This window comes from Paenibacillus sp. Marseille-Q9583, assembly GCF_976954365.1.
In genome coordinates, this window is record NZ_CDRJTB010000036.1 from 1 (window position 1) to 22,289 (window position 22,289).

The window sequence follows — 22,289 nt, forward strand, 5'->3', positions numbered from 1 at the left end:
GGCAGCATATATAACCCAAAAGCTTTTAGTTCATCATTTTATCCATTAGCACATTTATTTGTTCTAAGGTTCCTGAGATTTTATCCAAATCCGAGGTAGGAAAGGCTTCAAAGATATGGAGAATCCGCTGATTCCCTTGTTCTGTAAGGACAATATTGACGACTCTGCGATCCTCCTTCGTCCGCACACGTTCGATAAGACCGGCATCTTCCAACTTATCGCACATCGAGGAAGCGGCTCCTGGTGTAATAATGAATCGTTCGGAGATGTCAGTAATGTTCAAGCTACCTATAAGCCTGAGCTGGAACAGCAGTAGGATCTGATTGTGAGTCAGGGTCTCCTGCTTGGTGATCATATCAATGAAGAACTGGGATTTCTGCTGCACATTTGCCATAGATTCCATAACCTTATGGATAGCATATTGTTTATCTTGCTCTGTGCTCATAGCCACGCTCCAATTTACTTTAGTTCCTAAAATATATAGAAGCTATAATAAGCTTGTCAAGTTAAGGGGTTTTCTCTTTCTTTTTAGTATCTTGTAATAGAATTGGAATTATTGCGTATTAACAGGCGAATTTACTTAGCTAAGTAAATTTAGCGGGAAAGGAGAGTTTGAGTGATGCCAGAGCGCGTGGTGCTTGGTCCATTGCGGCGGTCAAACCACTTGAACCTGATGCAGCTCAAAGGCTGGGTTAAATTCGTTAAAATAAATCGAACGATATCTCTTTGATTTACCAATATATAGTGTAAGACCGAAGGAGGGATTGAGAGGGATGAAACATCCAAATGAATATTCTCAGCTCATTGCGCTTACGCTAGCCGGCAGTCATGAAGCATATGGTGAGCTATATGAAGCAACGATCCAGGATGTGTATCAGACCGTTCATTTCCTCGTTCGCGAAACCTCCGATGTGGATGATATCGTTCAGGAGATTTACATTCAGGTGCACCGTTCTCTTGAACAATTTGACGTAAACCGCCCCTTTAAGCCTTGGCTGATGGGAGTGGTCATGCGGCAAATTCATGCCTATCGAAGAAAGAGATGGACGCATCTCCGAATGGTAAAAAAAGTAGAACAAACAGATCTAATGCTGGAGCATGATTTCACGAGTGATGTCGTGGACAGGTTATCTAACCGCCGCCTGCTAGCAAGTGTAGATCGTCTTCCATTTAAGCTGAAGCAGGTGATTATTCTGCATTATTTAAACGAATATTCACAGGAAGAAAGTGCTGTGATACTAGGTATTCCGCTCGGAACCGTGAAATCCCGTATTCACGCTGCACTGCAGAAGCTTCGTCAGAAGCCAGACAATCATACTCTTTTTAAGGGAAAGGTGGAGGACCTGCATGAATTTCAATGAAGAGTTACGGACAGTTCTGCAGGAAGAGGCGAGAAATATAAGTGCCCCACCGGAACTGAAGGAGCAAATATTAAATAGGGCCGTAGCCAAACAAGGGGGAGGACATATGAAGAAATGGCTCGTGGCAAGTATTATGGCGGCTGCACTATTGATTCCTACTGGAGCTTATGCCGGATATCATTATTTGGCAGACAACATGTATGGATCCCCAGCAACTGCTGCTACGATAGGAGTAACCCAGCAACAATATGACAGGCTTGAAGCCAAACTGCAAAACGCGAAGCAAAGCTTTGACGAAGAGGAATTCACAAAGCTGATGTCCTTACTAGAGGAATTGGGATCTTATAATCTGCAAATGGCCGATGCTGAAGGCGTCTTTCACCTAGAACAGTTAGGTGTGAAGGACCAGAAGGCATATAAAGAGTTACAGGCTAAGCTTGAACCATATTTCGAACAAATAAATGAAGCGAAAACATCAAAGAAATCAGTGCAATCTGTAGATCGTGATGCTTTCTGGAATGGCTTGCTTGAAAAAGCTGAACAGAGGCTTACTAAAAAAGAGTTTGAGGAGATCGAACGATTAATCATAGACTTACAAAGCTATGATGCTAAGGTATTTGATGCAGATGGTAGTGTTCATATGGATCGGCTTTCGAAAGAGGAGATTCAAAACCAAGAGAAGTTAATTGAAACGCTAGACCCTTATATTAAAAAGCTGAATATGATGATTAAACCTAGCTCTTAGTTGAATTTAAATGCATGTATTGAATAACTATTGATAGCAATATCATAAGAAAAACCATCAGAAAAGGTCTATTACACCTTGTATTCTGGTGGTTTTTATCTTTTACTAATCTAAAGTCTATACATTGATCACCGAATAATTGCATAATGAAAAGGAATAGAAAAAAAGTATTTGACCACTGGAATAATTAGACATATATTTATTAAAATGCTATTTGCTTATCTATGAATTATGTTGGCGGAAGGTGGCTTTGATCATGAAGCAGATGACCATTCGTGCAGAACTGGCAGACTATCTCAAGAAGCAGGGGATAACGATCAATCAGTTCGCAGAGGTGTCTAAGGTAAATTCAGGCACGATCAGTAATATCATCAATGGGAATCGCCCAATAGCCATGCAACAATTAGATCGGATTACAGAAGGTATGGGATTAGAAGAAGGCTGCTACTATGATTTGTATGTGGATGAGTGTTTTGTTCACTCCAATCCGAATTGGAGACGTCTTCGGCCATTTCTATATCGCTGTGCAGAGCTGGATAAGCTGGAAAGTATTGCACGGGTAGTTGGGATCATGATGGATAGCTTATCTTATACGCCTTCGTTATTTGATACTGCAGAAGATTTTTTTACGCTAGGGAAGCACAAAGCAGCAGCGATGTTATATCAGAGTGTGGCTGAGAGTGAGAAGTATCAACATTCAGAGCGGCTGGCCCTTTGCCAATACAGGCTATTCACGATCGCTTTGGGTGAAGATCGGGATGCTAATTTGCGAGCAGCTGTGCAATTTGAAGGGTTTGTTAACCGGCTTGATGAGGTGGACCAGCTTGATGCGCTGAAAGATTTGGCGAATACATATAGTGCTTTACGACATTGGGATAAGGTAATGGCAATGGCTAAGGAAATGGGGAATAAAGCAACAATCCAATATCATGCTAAATACGACCGTGCCAGAAAAAGCAGGCTTCAAAAGGAACCTGAAATACCACTATTCTCATATATTCAATACTCTTACATGTTACGTTCAGTAGTTTATAGAGAGCTAGGAGATTATGATAGGGCTTTACATTATGTTAACATGTATATGGATATGAACTGGATTCGGGAAGACACGGAAGAAGCTTTGCAGCTTATGAATCAATGTATGGAGTGGGCACGGGCTAATATTAGCTTGCTGAGAATTTTAAAAGGGGATATAACGGTGCTGCCTGAATATGTGGCATACCTTGAACAAAGGGAGGAAGAGATCCTCTCAGGTCTGTTCAAAATCCTTCAAGCGGCTAATTACTACCAATTTAACGTGGATGATATTCTTCTGCAGTTTGAGGGGAAAATATCAGATTGTAGAGATCATCATCAGCTAGAGATTAGATCCTATAATCAACAAATCTTCGAAGATAGATATACCAACTTGATGGCTGAGATAGCGTTTTATTATATAAGAAGAAATAAATATGAGATTAGTATAAAGTATATAATGGAAAGTTTAGAACATTCAGTAAAAATCAATAGTGAATCATGTATTATAAAATGTGTTGGAATGTTCGAAGAGCTTCGTCATACGGTATCTTTAGAAACGCAAAAAGAATACCGAAACCTAATTAGTAAGGTGCAGCGAATCAACGAAAAGAAAAATGGCTTTGTTGTTAGCAGTGCATAGTAAGGTAATTATTACCTTCCTTCTAGTATTTATTAGAATCATTTCTTTATAGTACTGCACTTATTTGTAAAATATAGAATTTGACATATACCTCTAGTATATTAATTTGAGGAGGTAGTGTAATGAATAATCCAGAAATTATCCAAAAGAGAATAGAGGGTGCTAGAGCCAAACTTTATTTAATGGAAAGGGAATACGGTGGATTGTTACATCCAAATGTGATCAGACAGTCGATGAGGTTGGATGAATTAATCAATCAGTACAATAAAGCAATACATAGTGATAATGAGAGTTGAAACAAGAAACTGATCGTATAATTTTCTCTCTATTCAAAAGATAAGACCTACATAATGTTATTACATTTCTGTATAAAACATAAAGCCAGCGCTATGCGTGGGCTTTTTTTGTTTGTATGTTCCTAAAAAATAAATCTAACTCCCAGCTTGTCATGCCCGTCTGCATATTGCGGCCAAGTCCCTCATAGACATGTACTAATCAATGCATTCAAAACAGTTTAAGGGGATGATGTCATGCGCCGGACAATATGGGTACTCGCGATCATTATGAGCGTGGCCCTGGTGATGACGGGGTGCGGGAAGAAGGATGCCGCTTCCGTGGTCAAGGATTTGAACAATGTGGCCGACAAGTTGGAGAGTAAGCAGGGAACGTACCAAGCTTCAGGCATTATGACCCTATTCACCGGCGAGCAGCCGCAGGAGTATAAGGTAGAGGTATGGTACAAGAACCCTTCTTATTACCGGATCAGCTTGGCGAATGTACAGAAGGATATTACGCAGATCGTGCTTCGTAATGATGAGGGAGTGTTCGTACTTACACCAAGTATGAATAAGAGCTTCCGCTTCCAGAGTGATTGGCCGGACAATCAAGGTCAGGTTTATTTGTATCAGACACTAGTTCGGGGCATCGTCTCAGATAACAATCGTCAATTTGTGGAAGATGGAGATAACTATGTGTTTGAGGTAGCTGCGAATTATCAGAGCAATGCTCTTGTGCGGCAGAAGATTTGGCTGGATAAAAAGACTTATGAGCCTAAACAGGTTCAAGTCTCTGATTCTGAAGCCAAGGTAGTTGTAGACGTGAAGTTTGACACCTTTAAATTCGATACAGATTTCACTAAGGATTCCTTTGATATGCAAAAGAATATGACTACAGGTGCTGCTTCAGAAAGTACAGTCGCTCAGGTTGACGAAAATGGAAATCCGGTTGTAGTTCCTGAGGGTCAGGAGCAGGAGGGGCAACCTGTCGCTGCTGAGCTGGGTGACTTTGGTATTATCGAACCTGGGTACGTTCCTGCAGGTGTCGAGTTGAAGGACTCCCATAAAATGGAGGGGAACAAGGATCATGCTGTTCTCATCCGGTATGACGGGGTTTATCAATACACCATTATGGAAGCCCGTCCATTGGATCGTGCAGTAGCATTGGCTCCTGGCACGCTGATAGATCTTGGTTTTACCGCAGGACTTCTGAGTGGTGATGAGCAGCAGACTTTGACTTGGATGTCTGAGGGTATAGAGTATCGAATTACAAGTGCTAATCTTCCTGTTAACGAAATGATGCAAATTGCCGCTTCTATGGAGGCACAATCGGGTAAATAATATAAAGTAGGCGGATACTGCGTTTTGTGGGATTCTTTCCTCTACAACGTAGTATCCGCCTTTCTATATTTGCCAGCGCTCCAGCCGCTTTGAACTGAAGCGAAAAGATAACTGAGCTCACATTGACAGCCACCTTCCGTAGCATTACCATGAGTACTAAGACAATGATTATTACAGCTATGACGTTTTACTACAACGTAAGAAGGTGACTTTGAAGTGCAAGCAAGCTATCGACCGACAGTAGCCGAAATTAATCTGGATGAATTGCGTGCCAATTACGAAGCCTTTCGCCGCTACTTGCCGGCAGAGACAAAGTTTATGGGATGCGTCAAAGGAAATGCGTACGGCCATGGAGCAGTGGAAGTGACACGGGAACTGGAAAGACTCGGAGCAGATTATGTTAGTGTGGCTTTTTTGGATGAAGCATTGGAGCTGCGTCAGGCGGGAATACTGATTCCTATACTGGTGCTTGGCTACACTTCTCCTGAAGGAATAGCCGTTGCCTGGGAGAACCATGTAACTGTAACACTGTTCACACCGGAAGTATTAGAGGCTGTTAGACAGCTTCCTATAGATCCGGGACATCGGCTGAAGGTGCATATCAAGATTGATAGCGGGATGGGGCGACTGGGTCTTTTACCAGCTGACGCACCTGCATTTATCTCTGAAGTGCAGTCTGTTGCGCAGGCGGAGCTGGAGGGTATGTTTACCCATTTTGCCAAGGCAGACGAACTAGACAAAAGCTATACACTGGAACAGCATCGACGGTTCATGAGCGTGGCGGAAACGCTGCGGGAGCAGAACATTCAGATCCCGATCATACATACGGGCAATAGCGCTACGGCCATTGATTCACCTTATTTATCCAGCAACATGGTGCGGGTAGGCATCAGCTTGTACGGATTTTATCCCTCAACTGAGGTAAACCGTCAGCTGGTAGAACTACATCCGGTAATGACGCTGAAGACGCAGGTTGTATATGTGAAGAGCCTGCCTTCTCATTGGGGCGTCAGCTACGGCACTCGGTACTTCACAGACAGCGAGGAGATTATCGCAACGTTACCTGTGGGGTACGCAGATGGATATTCCCGCATGCTAACTGGCAAAGCGGAGGTGTTAATACGTGGACGCCGCGTTCCTGTCGTCGGAACAATCTGCATGGATCAGTGTATGGTATCACTCAAATCTTTCGCTGAAGAAGCGGAACAAATTAAAGCAGGCGAAGAAGTTGTACTCATCGGCCGTCAAGCTGACGTGATGGTCACGGCAGACGAGTTGGCTCTCCATCTTGGAACGATTCACTACGAGGTAATTTGCATGCTGGCTCATCGGGTGCCGCGCGTTTATATCCGTGAAGGCACACTTCCTAAATTAGTAAATGCTCTGTTACAATCTTAAAGTTCTTGACAGTGATGTTATTCAAGGGAGAAAATAGAAGGAATTGTATCGTTTTAGGAGATATGACTAAAAGCCTATACGAACCGCCATTTCTAGTTTATAATGGGATGCAGCATACTTGATATACTGGCGGCATATATTCCTTGTATAAAATTCCTTGTATATTGCAACACTGGAACACAAGGGCAGAAGGTTTGTGGGGGTGGAAGAGAAGGTGGCCAATTTGCAGAACACCAAAAGAATCATGATCAGCTTGCCCGATCATCTCTTGCAGGAAGTGGACGGAATTGTTCAATTGGAGAATTCCAACCGGAGTGAATTGATTAGGCAGGCCATGAAGCTGTATTTGAGCGAACGGAGGAAACGTTCTATCCGGGAGTCCATGCAGCGCGGCTACATGGAAATGGCTAAGATCAACTTGACCATGGCATGCGAGGCGTTCCTCGCGGAGGAAGATGCAGACAGCACTCTTGGCCGCTTAGTAAGCGGGGTGTAGACATTGATCGTTAAACGTGGCGATGTTTTTTTTGCTGATCTTTCGCCGGTTGTAGGTTCTGAGCAAGGCGGAGTAAGGCCAGTACTGGTAATCCAGAATGATATTGGCAATCGCTTTAGCCCGACGGTAATTGTGGCCGCAATCACGGCCCAAATCCAGAAGGCTAAATTACCTACGCATGTGGAAATTGACGCAGCAGCTCATGGCTTTGACAGAGATTCTGTTATACTGCTCGAGCAGGTTAGGACGATTGACAAACAACGCTTAACTGACAAGATCACCCACCTTGATGATGAGACTATGAAGAAGGTGGATGATTCGCTGCAAATCAGCCTCGGACTGATTGATTTTTAATCACCCAGGGTTATAGATAATCCATGAGATAGGCGCTCGGGTACGAATCCGGGCGTCTTTTGATGTGCATTTTTACGAACTCATAGTAAAAAAGGATTAGGGGTTCACTTTTACAAAATGATCTGATAGTATTAGACCGTACGGTCGGTTTAGGAGGTGCTTAGAATCAGAGGACGTTCAGACGGAGAAGAAACAAAGAAACGAATTGTACTTAAAGCCACACAGCTGTTTGTTCAGAAGGGGTATGCAGCTGTAACCATGAATGAAGTTTGCGTAGCCTCGAATGTTAGTAAAGGCAGCTTATATCATCATTTTCCGAGCAAGGATGAACTTTTTCTATATGTGGTAGAAGAGGATACGGTGCAGTGGTTACAGGCGTGGGATGATAAGAAGAAGGAAATTGTTGGTGTTCAGGAGCGTTTATATGCTTTAGCCGAGCACTACGCAAATGATTTTCAGAATCCGTTGATTCGGGCGCTTGAGGAATTCTCAAGAAGCAGAGCTCATCCGGAGGATATCACTAAGCGGCTTGCTCATTTATATGAGGCTGCCTCGCATGCGTGTCGTGATCTTCTGAAGGAAGGCATGGACACGGGGTATTTTATTAAGGGTGACTTAGAAGATTATGTGATTATTGTAAATGGTATGCTCGAAGGGATCGGAAGAGCTGCTGAATGTTCTATTCCTGAAAAGACTCCGGATGATATCAAAAAATATTACCGGGAATCAGTACGATTATTATTGCAAGGGATATATACGGGATAAGATATAATGGGGCTTGAAAGGAGCTTTACATTCAGGAATCAAGAAGGCTGAAGCTTCTTAAAGGCACCGGAAATGGAAGGACTATTTTTTTGGCTATAATTTAGACCGGATGGTCGGTCTCTACAGAGAAACTATTTGAAGACTTGGCTTTAGAAGCTACGGAGGTTAACACAATGTCATTACTACTTAGAAACAGGGGCGCTATGCTACTTGTTATGCTTAATATTTTTCTTGCTTTTACAGGGATCGGACTTGTAGTCCCTATCATGCCTACTTACATGAATGAACTTGGGATCACAGGAAGTACCGTTGGGCTTTTAGTGGCTTCATTCTCCCTTGCCCAATTATTGGTATCGCCATTCGCGGGCAGGTTATCCGACAGAATTGGCCGAAAAAAAGTGATCGTTGCGGGTCTGATCGTGTTTGCTTTTTCAGAGCTGCTCTTTGGTCTGGCGAATGTGTCCTGGCTCTTGTTCGTTTCAAGACTGCTCGGTGGTGTAGGCGCTGCGTTAATTATGCCAGCAGTTATGGCTTATGTAGCGGACACGACCTCTTTTGAAGAGAGAGCGAAAGGCATGGGGCTTATTAACGCAGCCATTACTACCGGATTTATTATCGGTCCAGGAATTGGCGGTTATCTTGCTGAGCTTGGCATGCGGGTACCCTTTTTCTGTGCGGCCGGTGCGGCTGGGATCGCAGCTCTAATCACAATTTTGATCTTGCCTGAGTCTCTGTCTGTAGAGAAACGGATGGAAGCGAAGCTATCTAAAAATAATCAGGAGAGCTTCTTCACGCAATTGATGCGTTCTTATCGTGAACCTTACTTTTTCGGGTTAATTATTGTATTTGTTATGGCTTTTGGATTGGCTAACTATGAAACGGTGTTCGGATTGTTCGTGGACCATAAATTTGGCTTTACCCCTAAAGATATTGCTTTTGTGATTACCTTTGGCTCGATCGCCGGTGCTGTGGTGCAGGTGTCCGCGTTTGGCTGGATTCTGAATAAATTCGGCGAGAATAAGGTAATCTCCACTTGCCTTATAACTGCTGCAATGTTTATTCTGTTGACGCTGTTTGTAAGTGGCTTCTGGGCGATCTGCGCGATTACCTTTGTCGTATTCTTGGCTATGGATATTCTTCGACCCGCGGTAGGCACCCAGTTATCCAAGATGGCGGGGGAAACGCAGCAAGGCTTCGTAGCAGGGATGAACTCTGCTTATACGAGTCTTGGAAATATCGCAGGGCCTATCGTTGCAGGGTATCTTTTTGATCTAAGTATTAACTTTCCATATGTGGCAGCGGCGTTTGTTCTAGCATTATGTTTTATGTTGTCACTTAGTTCTGGAAAAAGGGGAATGGGACAACGTGCGTAAACCACCCAATCTACCTCCTCTCTAGGCTGGACTTTGGAACAGAGCCGATCTGTGATACTATTTTAGTTATGAGAACAAGAATTGTATAAGCAGATTGTGTACGGGAAGAGGGATACTAATGACGGTAGATAACAGCAATACGGGAGTCATTACGGAAGAGGCGGCCGCACAGCGGGAGCAGGAATTGATTACTGTAGCGATTGCCAAGGAATTGAACATTAGCCTGAAGCAGGTGCGTACAACGGTTGGACTGCTGGATGAGGGGAATACGATTCCGTTCATCGCCAGATACCGGAAAGAAATGACGGGTGAGCTGGACGAGAATGCGCTGCGTGATATTGAAGAGCGCCTGGCTTATCTTCGCAATTTGGGCGAACGTAAGAAAGACGTTATCCGCAATATTGAAGAGCAGGGCAAGCTGACCAAAGAACTTCATGAACAAATCTCCAATGCGGTCAAGCTGCAGGAAGTGGAGGACTTGTATCGTCCTTTCCGTCAGAAGCGTAAGACTCGTGCTAGTGTTGCGAAGGAAAAAGGCTTAGAGCCGCTTGCAAATTGGATGATGGAGCAGCAAAGACAAGGTGACCCACAAACTGAGGCTACGAAATATATAGATGCTGAAAAAGGAGTGGAGACCGCAGATCAAGCGCTTCAAGGTGCACTGGATATCATCGCCGAGAACATTGCAGATGATCCTGCGATCCGCTCTTGGGTTCGGCAATATACGGCAAGTCAGGGCATCCTTGTGTCTGAAGCTAAGGATGCAGAGCAGGAATCCGTATACGAGAACTACTATAGCTACCGTGAGCCTGTACACAAGATGCCACCTCACCGAATTCTCGCCATTAATCGCGGGGAGCGGGAGAATATACTGAAGGTAGGCATTGAGGTTGTCACTGACAAAATTCATGCTTACATTGCGCGGAAAATCATTAAAGGCCCATCCCCAGTGAAGGAACTGCTGGAGGCAGTGACTGAGGATGCCTACAAGCGTCTGATTGCTCCTTCTGTGGAGCGTGAGGTTCGTGGGGAGATGACCGAGCGGGGCGAGAATCAAGCGATCTCGATCTTCTCTGGTAATCTACGCAGCTTGCTGCTGCAGCCACCCGTTAAGGGACGATGTGTGCTGGGTGTTGACCCTGCCTATCGTACCGGCTGTAAGCTGGCCGTCGTAGACGATACTGGTAAGCTGCTTGAAGTAGCCGTGACCTATCCTACGCCGCCGAACAACAAGAAAATTGAAGCTGCTGCTAAATTTAAAGAACTAATCGCTAAATATGGCATTCAGCTCATCGTGATCGGAAATGGGACAGGCTCTCGTGAGACCGAGCAATTTACGGCAGAAGTGATCGCCGAAATTGGCGATCCAGAGCTGGCTTACCTGATCGTTAATGAGGCTGGTGCGAGTGTCTATTCTGCTTCCAAGCTGGCGCAGGAGGAGTTCCCGGATCTGGATGTAGCAGAGCGTAGTGCAGCTTCTATCGCCCGCCGTGTGCAGGACCCGCTGGCGGAGCTGGTGAAGATCGATCCGAAAGCTATCGGTGTGGGTCAGTATCAGCATGACGTCTCCCAGAAGCATCTGGAAGAGAGTCTTAAGGCTGTCGTGGAATCGGCGGTTAACCATGTGGGTGTAGATGTGAATACGGCATCTCCAGCCTTGCTCTCTTATGTGGCTGGCGTTAACGGGACGATTGCTAAGAATATCGTTAAATTCCGTGAAGAGAACGGTAAGTTCACGACTCGGAAGCAGCTACAAAAGGTCCCTCGTCTGGGTGCGAAGTCCTATGAGCAATGTATCGGCTTCCTGCGGATTCCAGGTGGAGACAACACCTTGGATCGCACACCCATTCACCCCGAGTCATATCCGGTGGTGGATCGCTTGTTCCGCGAGCTAAGCCTAGATGTAAATAAGCTTGGCAGCAAAGAAGTGGCTTCACAGCTGGAGGCACAAAATGCCGAGGAGCTGGCTGTGAAGCTGGATGTCGGCGTGCCTACGCTTCGCGACATCCTGGAGAGCTTGCAGCGTCCGGGCCGCGATCCGCGCGAGGAGCTGCCGTTGCCGATCTTCCGCACCGACGTGCTGAAGATCGAGGATCTGGTTCCCGGCATGGAAATGCAGGGAACCGTCCGCAACGTGATCGATTTCGGCGCATTCGTCGATATCGGGATCAAGAACGATGGGCTGGTGCATATATCCCAGCTCAGCGGCAGCTTTGTGAAGCACCCGATGGACGTTGTCTCCGTAGGAGACAATGTCACCGTCTGGGTGATGGGTGTTGACCTGAAGAAGGGCCGGGTCAGCCTGACCATGCGTCCGCCGCGTGTTGAGGCAGGAAGTGTGAAATAACTATGGAGTAAGAACTGCTCCATTGATCATGGAAATAAGCAGTATACAATCTCCAACAGTAAAACAGTGGCATTCATGGACGGAAAGTAGGTCCTGAACTGCCACTGTTTTTTTAAATTATGCAATGTGAAAAATATGGATAACACCAGCGGATTCTGAATGTACCTCATTGCGTTTTGGTATTATGCTGCTTCAAGCCCTGGTCACAGAAGAGTCGCTAGATGTGGTTAGGGTGATTTAGTTATTTATAGGAGCTGCGTTCTACGCGTTCGTCCGTACGTAAACCTCTTCAGGGTCAATCCACTAGAACTATGGGGAATATCTCCCTATAATTCTTTCATTGAAGGTTACTATGATAGAGTTTAGGGAATTTCTCCTTATATCTCGACTAAAATAGTTGTATTTAAGGAAATTCTCCGTTTTATAGGGAGGATTTCCGTATAACCTAGTCATAATGATAGATTAGACCTAATTTATAGGGAGATTTTCCTTATATCACTTATCACCTAAGCAAAGTTCTTGGCTACACAGGAGTAAATTCTTTTTCCTGGCTTAAGAGGATTTGGTTAGTTTGTCTAACTTAAAAGCTAACTCATTCAGATTGCTGATGCTAATCACCGTTTCAGAAACATGTTGTTGCTGGACCTCAGCGCTAGCGAGGACTTGTTCAATAGCTGCGGTATTCTCTTCGGTGATTGCAGCCACTGAATTAACTTCGCCCAGTACAAGGGTGGATGCATGCCGGATATGATCGCTCCTATCCTTCAGGTCTTCTGCTTGTTCAAGCACCTGGTGTGTATTATTTCGAATGCCCTCGAATAATCGAGCGATATCACCAGTGGAATTTCTACCTGATTCTACAACTAGCAACCCGTTAGAAACCATATCGCCAACCCGCGCAATATTATTTTGAATGCTTCTGAGAATCCGGGCAATGTCCGCGGATGCATTGTGGGAGCTCTGTGCCAACTTTCGGATTTCATTGGATACGACTGCGAAACCTTTGCCGTGTTCCCCCGCATGAGCGGCTTCAATAGAAGCATTTAGCGATAAAAGATTGGTCTGCTCAGCAATGCCTACGATGCTGGAAACAATCGATTCAATCTTCTGATTTTCTTCATTCATTTGTGTCATCAAGCCAGCAGTACTCGTTACGATATCCGTAACTTCAGACATAGTTCCAGTTAAGCGAATGATTTCATCTTGCCCCTCTTGCGTAATTTGATCCGTTTCACGGCTTCTATTGCTCATGGAGACGGAGGCGGCATTTGCCTGCATAGCTGATTCGTTTAACTGCTGCATAGCATTTGAGATATCGCTAACACTCTGTGCTTGTGATTCTACTCCACTAGCTATCTCTTGGAAGGCGGTTACGACTTCTTTGGAAATTCGATCTGTTGTCAGTACGTTGTTATGCATTAGATTACTAGAGTGACTCAGAACTCCTACGGATTCAGTAACACCTGTAAGGATGGTCTCCATTTCCGCTCTGGCACGTTCAGCTTCGTTGCTGCTCTTAGACATATTTTTGAACATTTTCGTACCAATCTGACTCTGATAGATCAGAACCAGTATCATCATGATGAGAAAAACGTTAACACTTAAGGCATCAACGGATTCGAAAGCGGGTTTGGTCATCAGAAAATAGTTGAGTAAGATGCAAGCTATCACACCATTAAGGAGCAATGGGCGATAGTTGTGATAGAGGGATACGATGCCTAGACCCCAATATAGAATTAACGTACTAATGATGTTTGCCCCTGCATCGATGTAGAAGTATGTAATGATATTAAACCCAATAGCTGTTATGTACATAATATAGGTTGTAGCCACACGTTTCCAAATTAGTACCGTACACAATAATCCAAGAGGGACCGCTGCTGATATAATCGCCATGATTGTTTGTGGAAATCTGTAAAGCGAAATTGAACCGAACAACAAACAGCCCCAAAACAAGTAAATAATTAATTTGTTTCTCTGGTGTAATTCGGACATCTGATTCAAGGGCATATTCACACTCCATAATGTAATAGTACTTCTGATTTTTTAGTTTAAGAGATTCACGAAATGATGTCTATGATGTTAAGTTCAGGGATGTTCAGAAAATGATGTTTGGAAAAGTAATTAGGGAAAAACTCCCTGAAAGTAGTCGATAATTGCATAAAATCGATGGAATAAGGGAATTTATCCCTAAAAATTGGGGTGATTTCTATATTTGCTAACGAATCTGCTGAATTATAGGGAGGTTCTCCCTAATTAGTAGTGTGTAGCGCAATAATCACTGAATTATAGGGACATATTCCCTAATTGTCTATGAGGGTATCGGTTTTCTGAATCGGAGAGTGCGCTTCGCGGCATGGAGAAAATGATGCTTGGGCAAACATGCAAAATAACGCTTCTCAAATATCGGGAGAAGCGTTATTACGTTTGTGATCGTCAGAATGATAAAGCTATTATTCCGCAATTATCAAGCTCGTGCGTTTGGTTTTAAACTTCTGCTGGAAGCTTCGATCTATATTACGGTCGGTAATAATGTATCCAATTTTATCGAGTGAGGCGATGCCGATGGTCACATCTTTCCCGAATTTAGTATGGTCAGCGGCAACATAAACTTCTTTGGAGAGATCGATAATTTTTTTGCGCGTTTGAGCTTCCTCCAGGTTATAGTCGGAGATGCCTTTTTCAAGGGTAATGCCGCTTGCGCAAATAAAAGCCTTAAGGATATTTAATTCACTGAAATTAAATAGATAATCATATGCAATGACAGACTGCTCATTTAGTCGGACCTTTCCGCCAATGATAATAAGCTCAACCGCACTGTTCATAAGCTCGTTTACCACAGGAATGGAGTTCGTAATGACCGTGAGATTCTTTTTGTTCTTGATATATTTGGCGATCTGATAGGTGGTAGAGCCGCTGTCCAGATAGATGCAATCCCCATCGTTGATATATTCGCTGCACTTTTGGGCGATCATTTTCTTTTCCTCTAAGTGACCGACCATCCGCGCATCCATTGGAGATTCAGCAAACTCCGATTCCACCAGTTTAATTCCACCATAAATCTTCTTGATCTTCCCTTGCTTGTCCAGCAGGTTGATATCTCTGCGAAGGGTATCGATAGAAATATTAAGCTCTTCTGCTAGCTCCGGCAGCTTCTGAACCTTTTTGAACATTAAGATTTCTATGATTTTCTTTTGTCTTTCCAGTGGAAACATGTAATCACCCATTCAAAGTTTATATCGCTTTCGATAGTTGAAGTATAAAGGGATTAATATAGGGTAGCAACTACTCCTTTCTAAGTTAGTCATGATATACTTATAATATACTCATAACTTATTTATAATTTACATACATTTTACGTAACTGTTTATCCTCAAAAACAAAACCTTTTTATACTGAGGTTGTACTTGAGGAGGTGGAACCTTTGCTTAAATTACAAAACATAAGCAAGCATTACGATAACAAGGTTGTTCTAGAGGATATTAGTCTAGACATCCAAGCAGGGGAAATTGTCTCCTTACTCGGCCCCAGCGGGAGTGGCAAAACCACCTTGCTAAACATCATCTTGGGACTTTCAAAGATGGAGCAGGGGCAAATCATTTTTAATGATCAAGATTTAAGCAATGTACCCATGAAGAAACGCGGATTTAATATAGTGTTCCAGGATTATGCGCTCTTCCCCAACCTTAATGCTTACGAAAATATCGTTTATGGTCTGAAAAATAAAAAGGGATTAACGTCGGAGCATGAGGTTCAGGAGTATATCGAGTTTCTGGAATTAAAGCCGCATTTAACGAAGAAGATCGGCGCTCTATCGGGTGGGCAGAAGCAAAGGGTGGCTTTGGCAAGAACACTCGTAATGAAGCCCAAATTATTACTGCTCGATGAACCTCTAAGCGCATTGGATGGTATCATCAAGGAATCTATTAAAGCTCGGATTAAATCCATCGCCAGAGAATATAAGCTTACGACGATTATCGTCACCCATGACCCGGAAGAGGCGTTAACCCTGTCGGATAAAATTCTCATCATTAATCAAGGTCATATTGCCCAATTTGGAACACCTCAAGAGATCATTCAACAACCTAGCAATGATTTTGTAAAAGAATTTATTCTGGGGCAACTGCAAGTGAAACGGGAAAATATCTATAACCTGTTCGGTGAACATTATGCCTAAAGCTAAACCGGAAATGCGGATCATTTTTATCCCGATCGTATTGTTATTTATCATTTTCCTGATCTTGCCACTGGCAGTTTTATTTATCCGCTCGTTTGAAACGGGCCAAGGTTATTCGGTATCCAATTATCTCACCATTCTGAAAGATCAAGAGATTCGAGAGTCCATCGGAAATAGTATGAAGGTCTCCGGTGTTACGGCACTCATCACGACGGTTCTAGCTTTTATCCTAGCCTATTCTATCCACTGTACAAGAATTTATCGCCCGTTAAAAAGCATCATTAGAACTGGAATTCTGATTCCTATGCTGCTGCCTACAATTACTTACGGGTTTGCGATAATGTACTCTTTTGGCAACCAGGGACTGATTACTAAAATCTTCGGACGGAATTTATTCGAGATTTATGGATTTAATGGTCTGTTGATAGGCTACGTAATTTATACCTTACCTTCTGCTTTCCTGCTGATTCATAATTCGTTCAAGTACATTGATAAAAAGTTCATCGTCGTATCCAAGCTTATGGGGGATGGGACGCTGCGAAGCTTCATGAACACGGTCGTTCGGCCTTTGTGGGGCACTTTGGGAGGGGCGTTTGTTCTTTCTTTTATCCTAAGCTTCACGGATTTTGGGATCCCTGCATCGGTGGGGGGGACGTATAACGTGGTTGCTACTCAGCTGTATCAGGTCATGCTTGGGGCTATACCGGATTTCAACAATGGGGCAGTTATTGCTGTACTGATGTTAATACCGGCGGCGTTCGGGGTTGTGCTGTTAACGTATCTTGAAAAATTCAATTTCCATTATGACAAGGTGACTGAAATCGAGATGATCCCGAATAAAGGCAGAGATTCGGTTCTTGGACTAATCTCATCCGTGATTCTAATCGGGCTACTGGCTGTATTTGCAGTCATGTTCGTTGCACCACTGATGAATGGCTATCCTTATGATCTTACGTTTACATTCAAGCATTTTGTGGATGTTTTTCAATCAAGCGATTTAATCAATGTATATAAAAATTCCTTGCTCGTAGCAGGACTGACGGCAATCGTAGGTACGATCGTGGCTTATGCTGCGGCTATCATCAATGTGCGAACGCCTATAAAAGGGAAAGCGACTTTTGACATCCTATCGATGGTGACGAACACGGTACCGGGTATGGTCCTTGGTCTGTCGTATCTACTTCTGTTCAATAACAGCAGTCTCAAAGGAACCTTTACGATTCTTGTGCTCTGCACCCTTGTTCATTACTTTACGACTCCTTATTTGATGGCAAAGAACTCTCTGGCGAAAATGAATCCATCGTGGGAAACCACTGCTGAGTTATTAGGTGACAGCTGGCTGCAGACGATCCGCCGGGTCATTCTACCGAACTCTGCATCCACGGTGATCGAGATGGTCAGCTACTATTTTATCAATGCGATGGTGACCATTAGCGGAATTATCTTTCTAGTGACGGCCCAAACCTCGGTAGTGGCCAGCAAAATAAAAGAGCTGCAGCATTTCGCCAAATTTAATGAGGTGTTTGTCCTATCCATCCTGATCTTTTGCACCAACCTTATCATTAAGCTCCTAGGTGACTATCTCCAGAAACGGCAGTCAAACTCTCGTTAATTAACGATTTTAATATAACTAAACCAGTTAAAGTGAGGGAGAAATTATGTCTAAGAGAATTAAGGGATTCAAAGGAATTATGTTGTCTATCGTGGCTTTGAGTTTGGTGTTTACATTAGCAGGTTGTGGAAATAAAGCAGCGGGTGATGCGAGTAAAGTAGTGATTTTGACCAATGCGGATGAAGAAGCTGTAGCCTCTATGGAGACTGCGCTAAAAGGTGCGGGGTACGAAGGGCAATATCTCTTTCAATCCTTGGGCACTTCTGAGCTGGGTGGAAAGCTGATGGCAGAGGGAGACAAAATTGAGGCTAACCTGATCACGATGAGCTCTTATTTTGTAGAAAGTGCGCAAGAGAATCACAGCATGTTTAAAGACCTATCGTTTACAACTAACGCGCTAGATTCGTATCCAGCGTATTATACGCCGATTTTGGCGAATACCGGTGCTATTTTTGTAAACACAGCGGTGCTTAAAGATAAGGGCTTGGCGATGCCAACGTCCATTAAGGATTTAACAAAACCAGAATTTAAAGGCTTGGTATCTGTTCCGAACATTATGGACTCTTCGACAGGCTGGTTGTTGGTTCAGGCGATTATTTCGCAATACGGGGAAGAAGAAGGTAAAACGGTTCTGCATGATTTAGTTGCTAATGTAGGCCCACATCTGGAAAGCTCCGGTTCCGGTCCGATTAAAAAGGTAAAAGCAGGAGAAGTGGCTGCAGGCTTTGGACTTCGTCATCAGGCAGTATTAGCTAAAGAAGAAGGCGCACCGATTGACTATGTAGATCCAACGGAAGGTAACTTCTCGCTTACAGAATCCGTAGCCGTGGTGAAAAAAGACGATGCAACAACAGAGCTGGCTATGAAAATGGCAGAAACGATTATTAAAGAGGCTAGAAAAGACTTAATTACAAATTACCCAGTGGCTCTATATAAAGATGAAACGGTTAGTGATATCCATAAGCCTGCACACAGTATGAAATTTGTTAAGCCGTTGACTGTGGAACTGCTGGAGCAACATCAACAATTCTTTAAAGAAGCGAAATAAATAAGATTAGAACAAGGAGTGAAGGGCCATGAACAACTATAAATTGCTGACACCCGGTCCATTGACAACTACTAACACGGTCAAAGAGCAAATGCTCTTTGACCGTTGTACTTGGGACCAGGACTATAAGAACATTACACAACAAATCAGATCCAGACTTCTGGATTTGGCAAGGGCAACGAACGATGAATATACGGCAGTGCTCATGCAGGGTAGTGGTACGTTTGCAGTGGAATCTGTGCTGACTACGGCGATTTCAGCGGATGATAAGCTTTTGATTATTACAAACGGTGCCTACGGAGAACGTATTGTGCAAATGGCGGAATATATCGGACTCCATTATCGTGTGTATAGTGTCCTATATAATGAATTCCCCCAAGAGGCAGAGCTTAGAGGGATTCTTAAAGAGGATCCAGCCATTACGCACATTGCGATGGTGCATTGCGAGACGACGACAGGGATTCTTAACCCGCTTGAGATGATCTCACAACTGGCAAAAGCCTACGATAAAACATTAATTATCGACGCGATGAGCAGCTTCGGTGGAATAGAGATTGATGTACCTGGGCTTGAAATTGACTATTTAATCAGCAGCGCCAATAAATGTATTCAGGGTGTTCCGGGATTTGGGTTTGTCATTGCAAAGCTGGATAAGCTGCTCACATGTAAAGGGAATGCACGTAGTCTATCACTTGATCTATACGATCAATGGATGGCGATGGACGCAGATGGGAAATGGCGCTATACGTCTCCGACCCATGTAGTCGCTGCATTTTCGAAAGCGATTGAAGAACTGATCGAAGAAGGCGGCATTCCTGCAAGGGCAGCAAGATACCAGAATAATAACCGCGTACTGAGAGAAAGACTTGCGAGAATAGGAATAGAGGCGTATATCACAGACGATAAGCAGTCTCCTATTATAACCACCTTTCTTTTTCCGAACGAGACATTCAGCTTTGAAGATTTCTATGAATATGTGAAAGAAAAAGGCTACGTCCTCTACCCAGGCAAATTAACGGAGCACGACACCTTCCGGATTGGGAATATTGGTGAGATTTACGAAGAAGATATTCAGAACTTATGTAATATTATCGAAGCATACATGGGAGGAATGACACAATGAATCAAATTGAAGGCGTAATTCTGGACTGGGCAGGAACAGCGGTAGATTTTGGCTGCTTTGCACCGGTGAATGTGTTCCTTGATATTTTTCGGGAAGCCGGAATTGAAGTTACGATGCAGGAAGCAAGAGCACCCATGGGGATGCTGAAAATAGATCATATCCGCGCGATGTTATCCATGTCAAGAGTGGCTGCATTGTGGGAAGAGAAGTTTGGCAGAGCTTTTACTGAACAGGATGTAGAGAACTTGTATGCTGAATTCGAACCGGCCTTGATGGCATCCTTAGCTGAATATACCGATGTGATTCCAGAGGTCATTGAGACCGTCCAAGTGCTAAGAAACCAAGGACTAAAGATTGGTTCGACCACTGGATACACAGAGTCCATGATGGATGTTGTGATTCCGAATGCCGCTCGGAAGGGCTATCAGCCTGATTACGTAATCACTCCGGATGGAACCCATTCCTTGGGAAGACCTTATCCTTATATGATTTATCATAATATGGAAGCCTTAAAGCTATCCGCAGCTTGGAAGGTTGTTAAGGTAGGCGATACGGTTTCTGACATTCAAGAAGGTGTGAATGCTGGCGTCTGGTCTGTAGGTGTTATCATTGGAAGCTCAGAAATGGGATTAAGCGAGGACGATTTCAATGCACTTTCAGACGCCGAGAAGGAAACGGTGATCTCTGCAACACAAACCTCTTTTATTCAAAATGGGGCAGACTTTACGATTCTATCGATGAGTGAGCTTCCACAGCTGATTGGGCGAATCAATGTACTGATTTCTCAAGGAATCAGACCTTATGCGAGATAATCATGAGCTAAAAAGAGAAGGGGACATCAATTTTAGCCCCTTGCGGACAGAGTGGATGACCCAGTTAAGCGCTGTGAGTATAGATAGGATCGAAGCGGACGAGCGTGCATATATGCGACAATCCATGTCAACGCCGTGCTTGAACAGTATCGTAGATGCTGAGGGATGTTATATCACAGATGTGAATGGACGCAAATATCTTGATTTTCATGGAAATAGCATTCATCAGATTGGCTATAAGAATTCTTACGTAACTGAAGCTGTGAAAAAACAGCTCGATGAGCTACCGTTCATTCCAAGAAGATTTACGGCAGATATTGCGGTGAAAGCTGCAGAAGCTTTAATCAACAAAACGACCTCAAAGGACTATAAAGTATTATTTACGCCTTCCGGAAGTGCAGCTGTAGGTCTGGCCCTTAAGATTGCTCGCAAATGGACGGGGAAGCATAAGGTCATCTCCATGTGGGAGTCCTTTCATGGCGCGGGGCTGGACACGATCGCTGTCGGAGGAGAATACGTGTTTAAAAAGGACATGGGCCCGCAAATGCCGGGAATGCTGAAAGCCATTCCTTTTAACGCATACCGCAACCTGCTGGGAAGTCATTCCCATGAAGCAGTTGCTACCTTCTGCCTCGATTATCTGGAGTATATGATTCAGCATGAGGGAGAGATTGGGGCGATCTTACTTGAGCCTATTCGGGCGACGGATACGCATATTCCGCCTATCTCCTATTTCACAAGATTAAGAAAAATATGTGATGAATATGGGATTCTGCTGATTTTTGATGAGATTCCTACAGCGATGATGCGAAGCGGAAGGTTCTACGTCCATCAGAATTTCGAGATCGAACCGGATATCCTCGTGCTCGGAAAAGGGTTAGGTGGAGGGGTGATCCCGCAAGCAGCGGTGCTTACCAGAGCGCAATATGATTGTGCGGGGGATATTTCTTTAGGGCACTATACCCATGAGAAACCGGCGTTAGGAAGTGCAGCGATCTGTGCTACCATCGATTATATCGATGACTTAAATCTGCAGGAACAATGTATCAGCAGGTCTGAATTTGTAAGAGAAAAGCTTGAGACTCTGTCGGCTAAACATCTTTGCATAGGAGATGTCCGTATTGCTGGACTACTGATTTCTATTGAACTTGTGAAGTCCAGAGAGACTAAACAGAAGAATGAGGAATTAGCTGAGCGAGTACTGTATTATTGCTTGGAGAAGGGTCTTTCTTTTAAATTGGCAGGAGGGAACTGCATCACCTGGCATCCTCCGCTTATTGTATCTGAAGAGCAATTAACTTTTGCTGTTAATCTTCTGGATGAAGGATTGTGTAAATATAGTTGAGAGATAGGCAAGCTTCAAAGCAGGTTTCTTCCGCTCCGTAGATGGGGTCGAAGGAGCCTT

20 protein-coding genes are annotated in these 22,289 nt (G+C 43.9%); 17 read left to right on the forward strand and 3 right to left on the reverse strand.

Annotation, left to right across the window (positions count from 1 at the left end):
- Nucleotides 1-25 precede the first annotated feature (25 nt).
- Nucleotides 26-445, reverse strand: coding sequence for a MarR family winged helix-turn-helix transcriptional regulator (locus ACWNM1_RS17060; RefSeq protein WP_449601845.1), 420 nt, complete (start codon nucleotides 443-445; stop codon nucleotides 26-28).
- 328 nt (nucleotides 446-773) lie between these two features.
- Between ACWNM1_RS17060 and ACWNM1_RS17065 the strand changes: the two genes are divergently transcribed.
- The 11 genes from ACWNM1_RS17065 (at nucleotide 774) to ACWNM1_RS17115 (ending at nucleotide 12,112) form a co-directional block, all read left to right on the forward strand.
- The gene (locus ACWNM1_RS17065) at nucleotides 774-1,361 is read left to right on the forward strand and encodes a sigma-70 family RNA polymerase sigma factor (RefSeq protein WP_449601846.1); all 588 of its coding nucleotides are present in this window, start codon (nucleotides 774-776) and stop codon (nucleotides 1,359-1,361) included.
- Nucleotides 1,348-2,106, forward strand: a complete 759-nt coding sequence (locus tag ACWNM1_RS17070) for a DUF3600 domain-containing protein (RefSeq protein WP_449601847.1) — start codon at nucleotides 1,348-1,350, stop codon at nucleotides 2,104-2,106. The genes ACWNM1_RS17065 and ACWNM1_RS17070 overlap by 14 nt, the downstream gene beginning before the upstream one ends.
- A 256-nt stretch (nucleotides 2,107-2,362) precedes the next feature.
- The gene (locus ACWNM1_RS17075; RefSeq protein ID WP_449601849.1) at nucleotides 2,363-3,763 is read left to right on the forward strand and encodes a helix-turn-helix domain-containing protein; all 1,401 of its coding nucleotides are present in this window, start codon (nucleotides 2,363-2,365) and stop codon (nucleotides 3,761-3,763) included.
- Between the two features lie 122 nt (nucleotides 3,764-3,885).
- Entirely contained in the window at nucleotides 3,886-4,059 is a 174-nt protein-coding gene (locus tag ACWNM1_RS17080; protein WP_076284026.1) for an aspartyl-phosphate phosphatase Spo0E family protein, read from the forward strand.
- 234 nt (nucleotides 4,060-4,293) lie between these two features.
- On the forward strand, nucleotides 4,294-5,379 hold the full coding sequence (locus ACWNM1_RS17085; protein ID WP_094872533.1) for a LolA family protein: 1,086 nt from the start codon (nucleotides 4,294-4,296) through the stop codon (nucleotides 5,377-5,379).
- Nucleotides 5,380-5,595: 216 nt separating this feature from the next.
- Nucleotides 5,596-6,777, forward strand: a complete 1,182-nt coding sequence (gene alr, locus ACWNM1_RS17090; RefSeq protein ID WP_449601851.1) for an alanine racemase — start codon at nucleotides 5,596-5,598, stop codon at nucleotides 6,775-6,777.
- A 214-nt stretch (nucleotides 6,778-6,991) separates the two neighbouring features.
- Nucleotides 6,992-7,273, forward strand: a complete 282-nt coding sequence (locus ACWNM1_RS17095; RefSeq protein ID WP_025698676.1) for a CopG family ribbon-helix-helix protein — start codon at nucleotides 6,992-6,994, stop codon at nucleotides 7,271-7,273.
- Nucleotides 7,274-7,276: 3 nt separating this feature from the next.
- Entirely contained in the window at nucleotides 7,277-7,627 is a 351-nt protein-coding gene (locus tag ACWNM1_RS17100) for a type II toxin-antitoxin system PemK/MazF family toxin (protein WP_042124727.1), read from the forward strand.
- 156 nt (nucleotides 7,628-7,783) lie between these two features.
- Nucleotides 7,784-8,392: a TetR/AcrR family transcriptional regulator gene (locus tag ACWNM1_RS17105; protein ID WP_449601852.1), complete on the forward strand. Its 609-nt coding sequence runs from the start codon at nucleotides 7,784-7,786 to the stop codon at nucleotides 8,390-8,392.
- A 143-nt stretch (nucleotides 8,393-8,535) separates the two neighbouring features.
- Nucleotides 8,536-9,765: an MFS transporter gene (locus ACWNM1_RS17110; protein ID WP_449601853.1), complete on the forward strand. Its 1,230-nt coding sequence runs from the start codon at nucleotides 8,536-8,538 to the stop codon at nucleotides 9,763-9,765.
- Nucleotides 9,766-9,883: 118 nt separating this feature from the next.
- Nucleotides 9,884-12,112, forward strand: a complete 2,229-nt coding sequence (locus ACWNM1_RS17115) for a Tex family protein (protein WP_449601854.1) — start codon at nucleotides 9,884-9,886, stop codon at nucleotides 12,110-12,112.
- Between the two features lie 552 nt (nucleotides 12,113-12,664).
- On the opposite strand, the gene ACWNM1_RS17120 is transcribed toward ACWNM1_RS17115, so the two are convergent.
- Nucleotides 12,665-14,122: a methyl-accepting chemotaxis protein gene (locus ACWNM1_RS17120; protein WP_449601856.1), complete on the reverse strand. Its 1,458-nt coding sequence runs from the start codon at nucleotides 14,120-14,122 to the stop codon at nucleotides 12,665-12,667.
- Nucleotides 14,123-14,565: 443 nt separating this feature from the next.
- Nucleotides 14,566-15,327, reverse strand: a complete 762-nt coding sequence (locus ACWNM1_RS17125; protein WP_149645227.1) for a DeoR/GlpR family DNA-binding transcription regulator — start codon at nucleotides 15,325-15,327, stop codon at nucleotides 14,566-14,568.
- Nucleotides 15,328-15,536: 209 nt separating this feature from the next.
- Here ACWNM1_RS17125 and ACWNM1_RS17130 point away from each other — a divergent pair, with 209 nt between their 5' ends.
- From ACWNM1_RS17130 to pbfA, 6 genes are read left to right on the forward strand one after another with little or no spacing between them, the layout of a single operon-like run.
- On the forward strand, nucleotides 15,537-16,289 hold the full coding sequence (locus tag ACWNM1_RS17130; protein WP_339269226.1) for an ABC transporter ATP-binding protein: 753 nt from the start codon (nucleotides 15,537-15,539) through the stop codon (nucleotides 16,287-16,289).
- Nucleotides 16,282-17,901: an ABC transporter permease subunit gene (locus tag ACWNM1_RS17135; RefSeq protein ID WP_449601857.1), complete on the forward strand. Its 1,620-nt coding sequence runs from the start codon at nucleotides 16,282-16,284 to the stop codon at nucleotides 17,899-17,901. Before ACWNM1_RS17130 ends, ACWNM1_RS17135 begins: the two co-directional genes overlap by 8 nt.
- A 46-nt stretch (nucleotides 17,902-17,947) precedes the next feature.
- Nucleotides 17,948-18,949, forward strand: coding sequence for an extracellular solute-binding protein (locus ACWNM1_RS17140; protein WP_449601858.1), 1,002 nt, complete (start codon nucleotides 17,948-17,950; stop codon nucleotides 18,947-18,949).
- A 28-nt stretch (nucleotides 18,950-18,977) separates the two neighbouring features.
- Complete coding sequence (gene phnW, locus ACWNM1_RS17145) at nucleotides 18,978-20,072, forward strand: 2-aminoethylphosphonate--pyruvate transaminase (protein ID WP_449601859.1); 1,095 nt, start codon at nucleotides 18,978-18,980, stop codon at nucleotides 20,070-20,072.
- Nucleotides 20,069-20,884 (forward strand): phosphonoacetaldehyde hydrolase, encoded by an 816-nt coding sequence (phnX, locus tag ACWNM1_RS17150; protein ID WP_449601860.1) that lies wholly within the window; start codon nucleotides 20,069-20,071, stop codon nucleotides 20,882-20,884. The genes phnW and phnX overlap by 4 nt, the downstream gene beginning before the upstream one ends.
- Entirely contained in the window at nucleotides 20,874-22,229 is a 1,356-nt protein-coding gene (pbfA, locus tag ACWNM1_RS17155; protein WP_449601861.1) for a (R)-1-hydroxy-2-aminoethylphosphonate ammonia-lyase, read from the forward strand. Before phnX ends, pbfA begins: the two co-directional genes overlap by 11 nt.
- Nucleotides 22,230-22,289 lie beyond the last annotated feature (60 nt).

Coding starts and splice junctions, on each gene's coding strand:
- ACWNM1_RS17060 (WP_449601845.1), bottom strand. CDS start 445: ATGAGCACAGAGCAAGATAAACAATATGCTATCCATAAGGTTATGGAA.
- ACWNM1_RS17065 (WP_449601846.1), top strand. CDS start 774: ATGAAACATCCAAATGAATATTCTCAGCTCATTGCGCTTACGCTAGCC.
- ACWNM1_RS17070 (WP_449601847.1), top strand. CDS start 1,348: ATGAATTTCAATGAAGAGTTACGGACAGTTCTGCAGGAAGAGGCGAGA.
- ACWNM1_RS17075 (WP_449601849.1), top strand. CDS start 2,363: ATGAAGCAGATGACCATTCGTGCAGAACTGGCAGACTATCTCAAGAAG.
- ACWNM1_RS17080 (WP_076284026.1), top strand. CDS start 3,886: ATGAATAATCCAGAAATTATCCAAAAGAGAATAGAGGGTGCTAGAGCC.
- ACWNM1_RS17085 (WP_094872533.1), top strand. CDS start 4,294: ATGCGCCGGACAATATGGGTACTCGCGATCATTATGAGCGTGGCCCTG.
- ACWNM1_RS17115 (WP_449601854.1), top strand. CDS start 9,884: ATGACGGTAGATAACAGCAATACGGGAGTCATTACGGAAGAGGCGGCC.
- ACWNM1_RS17120 (WP_449601856.1), bottom strand. CDS start 14,122: ATGCCCTTGAATCAGATGTCCGAATTACACCAGAGAAACAAATTAATT.
- ACWNM1_RS17125 (WP_149645227.1), bottom strand. CDS start 15,327: ATGTTTCCACTGGAAAGACAAAAGAAAATCATAGAAATCTTAATGTTC.
- ACWNM1_RS17135 (WP_449601857.1), top strand. CDS start 16,282: ATGCCTAAAGCTAAACCGGAAATGCGGATCATTTTTATCCCGATCGTA.
- ACWNM1_RS17140 (WP_449601858.1), top strand. CDS start 17,948: ATGTCTAAGAGAATTAAGGGATTCAAAGGAATTATGTTGTCTATCGTG.
- phnW (WP_449601859.1), top strand. CDS start 18,978: ATGAACAACTATAAATTGCTGACACCCGGTCCATTGACAACTACTAAC.
- phnX (WP_449601860.1), top strand. CDS start 20,069: ATGAATCAAATTGAAGGCGTAATTCTGGACTGGGCAGGAACAGCGGTA.
- pbfA (WP_449601861.1), top strand. CDS start 20,874: ATGCGAGATAATCATGAGCTAAAAAGAGAAGGGGACATCAATTTTAGC.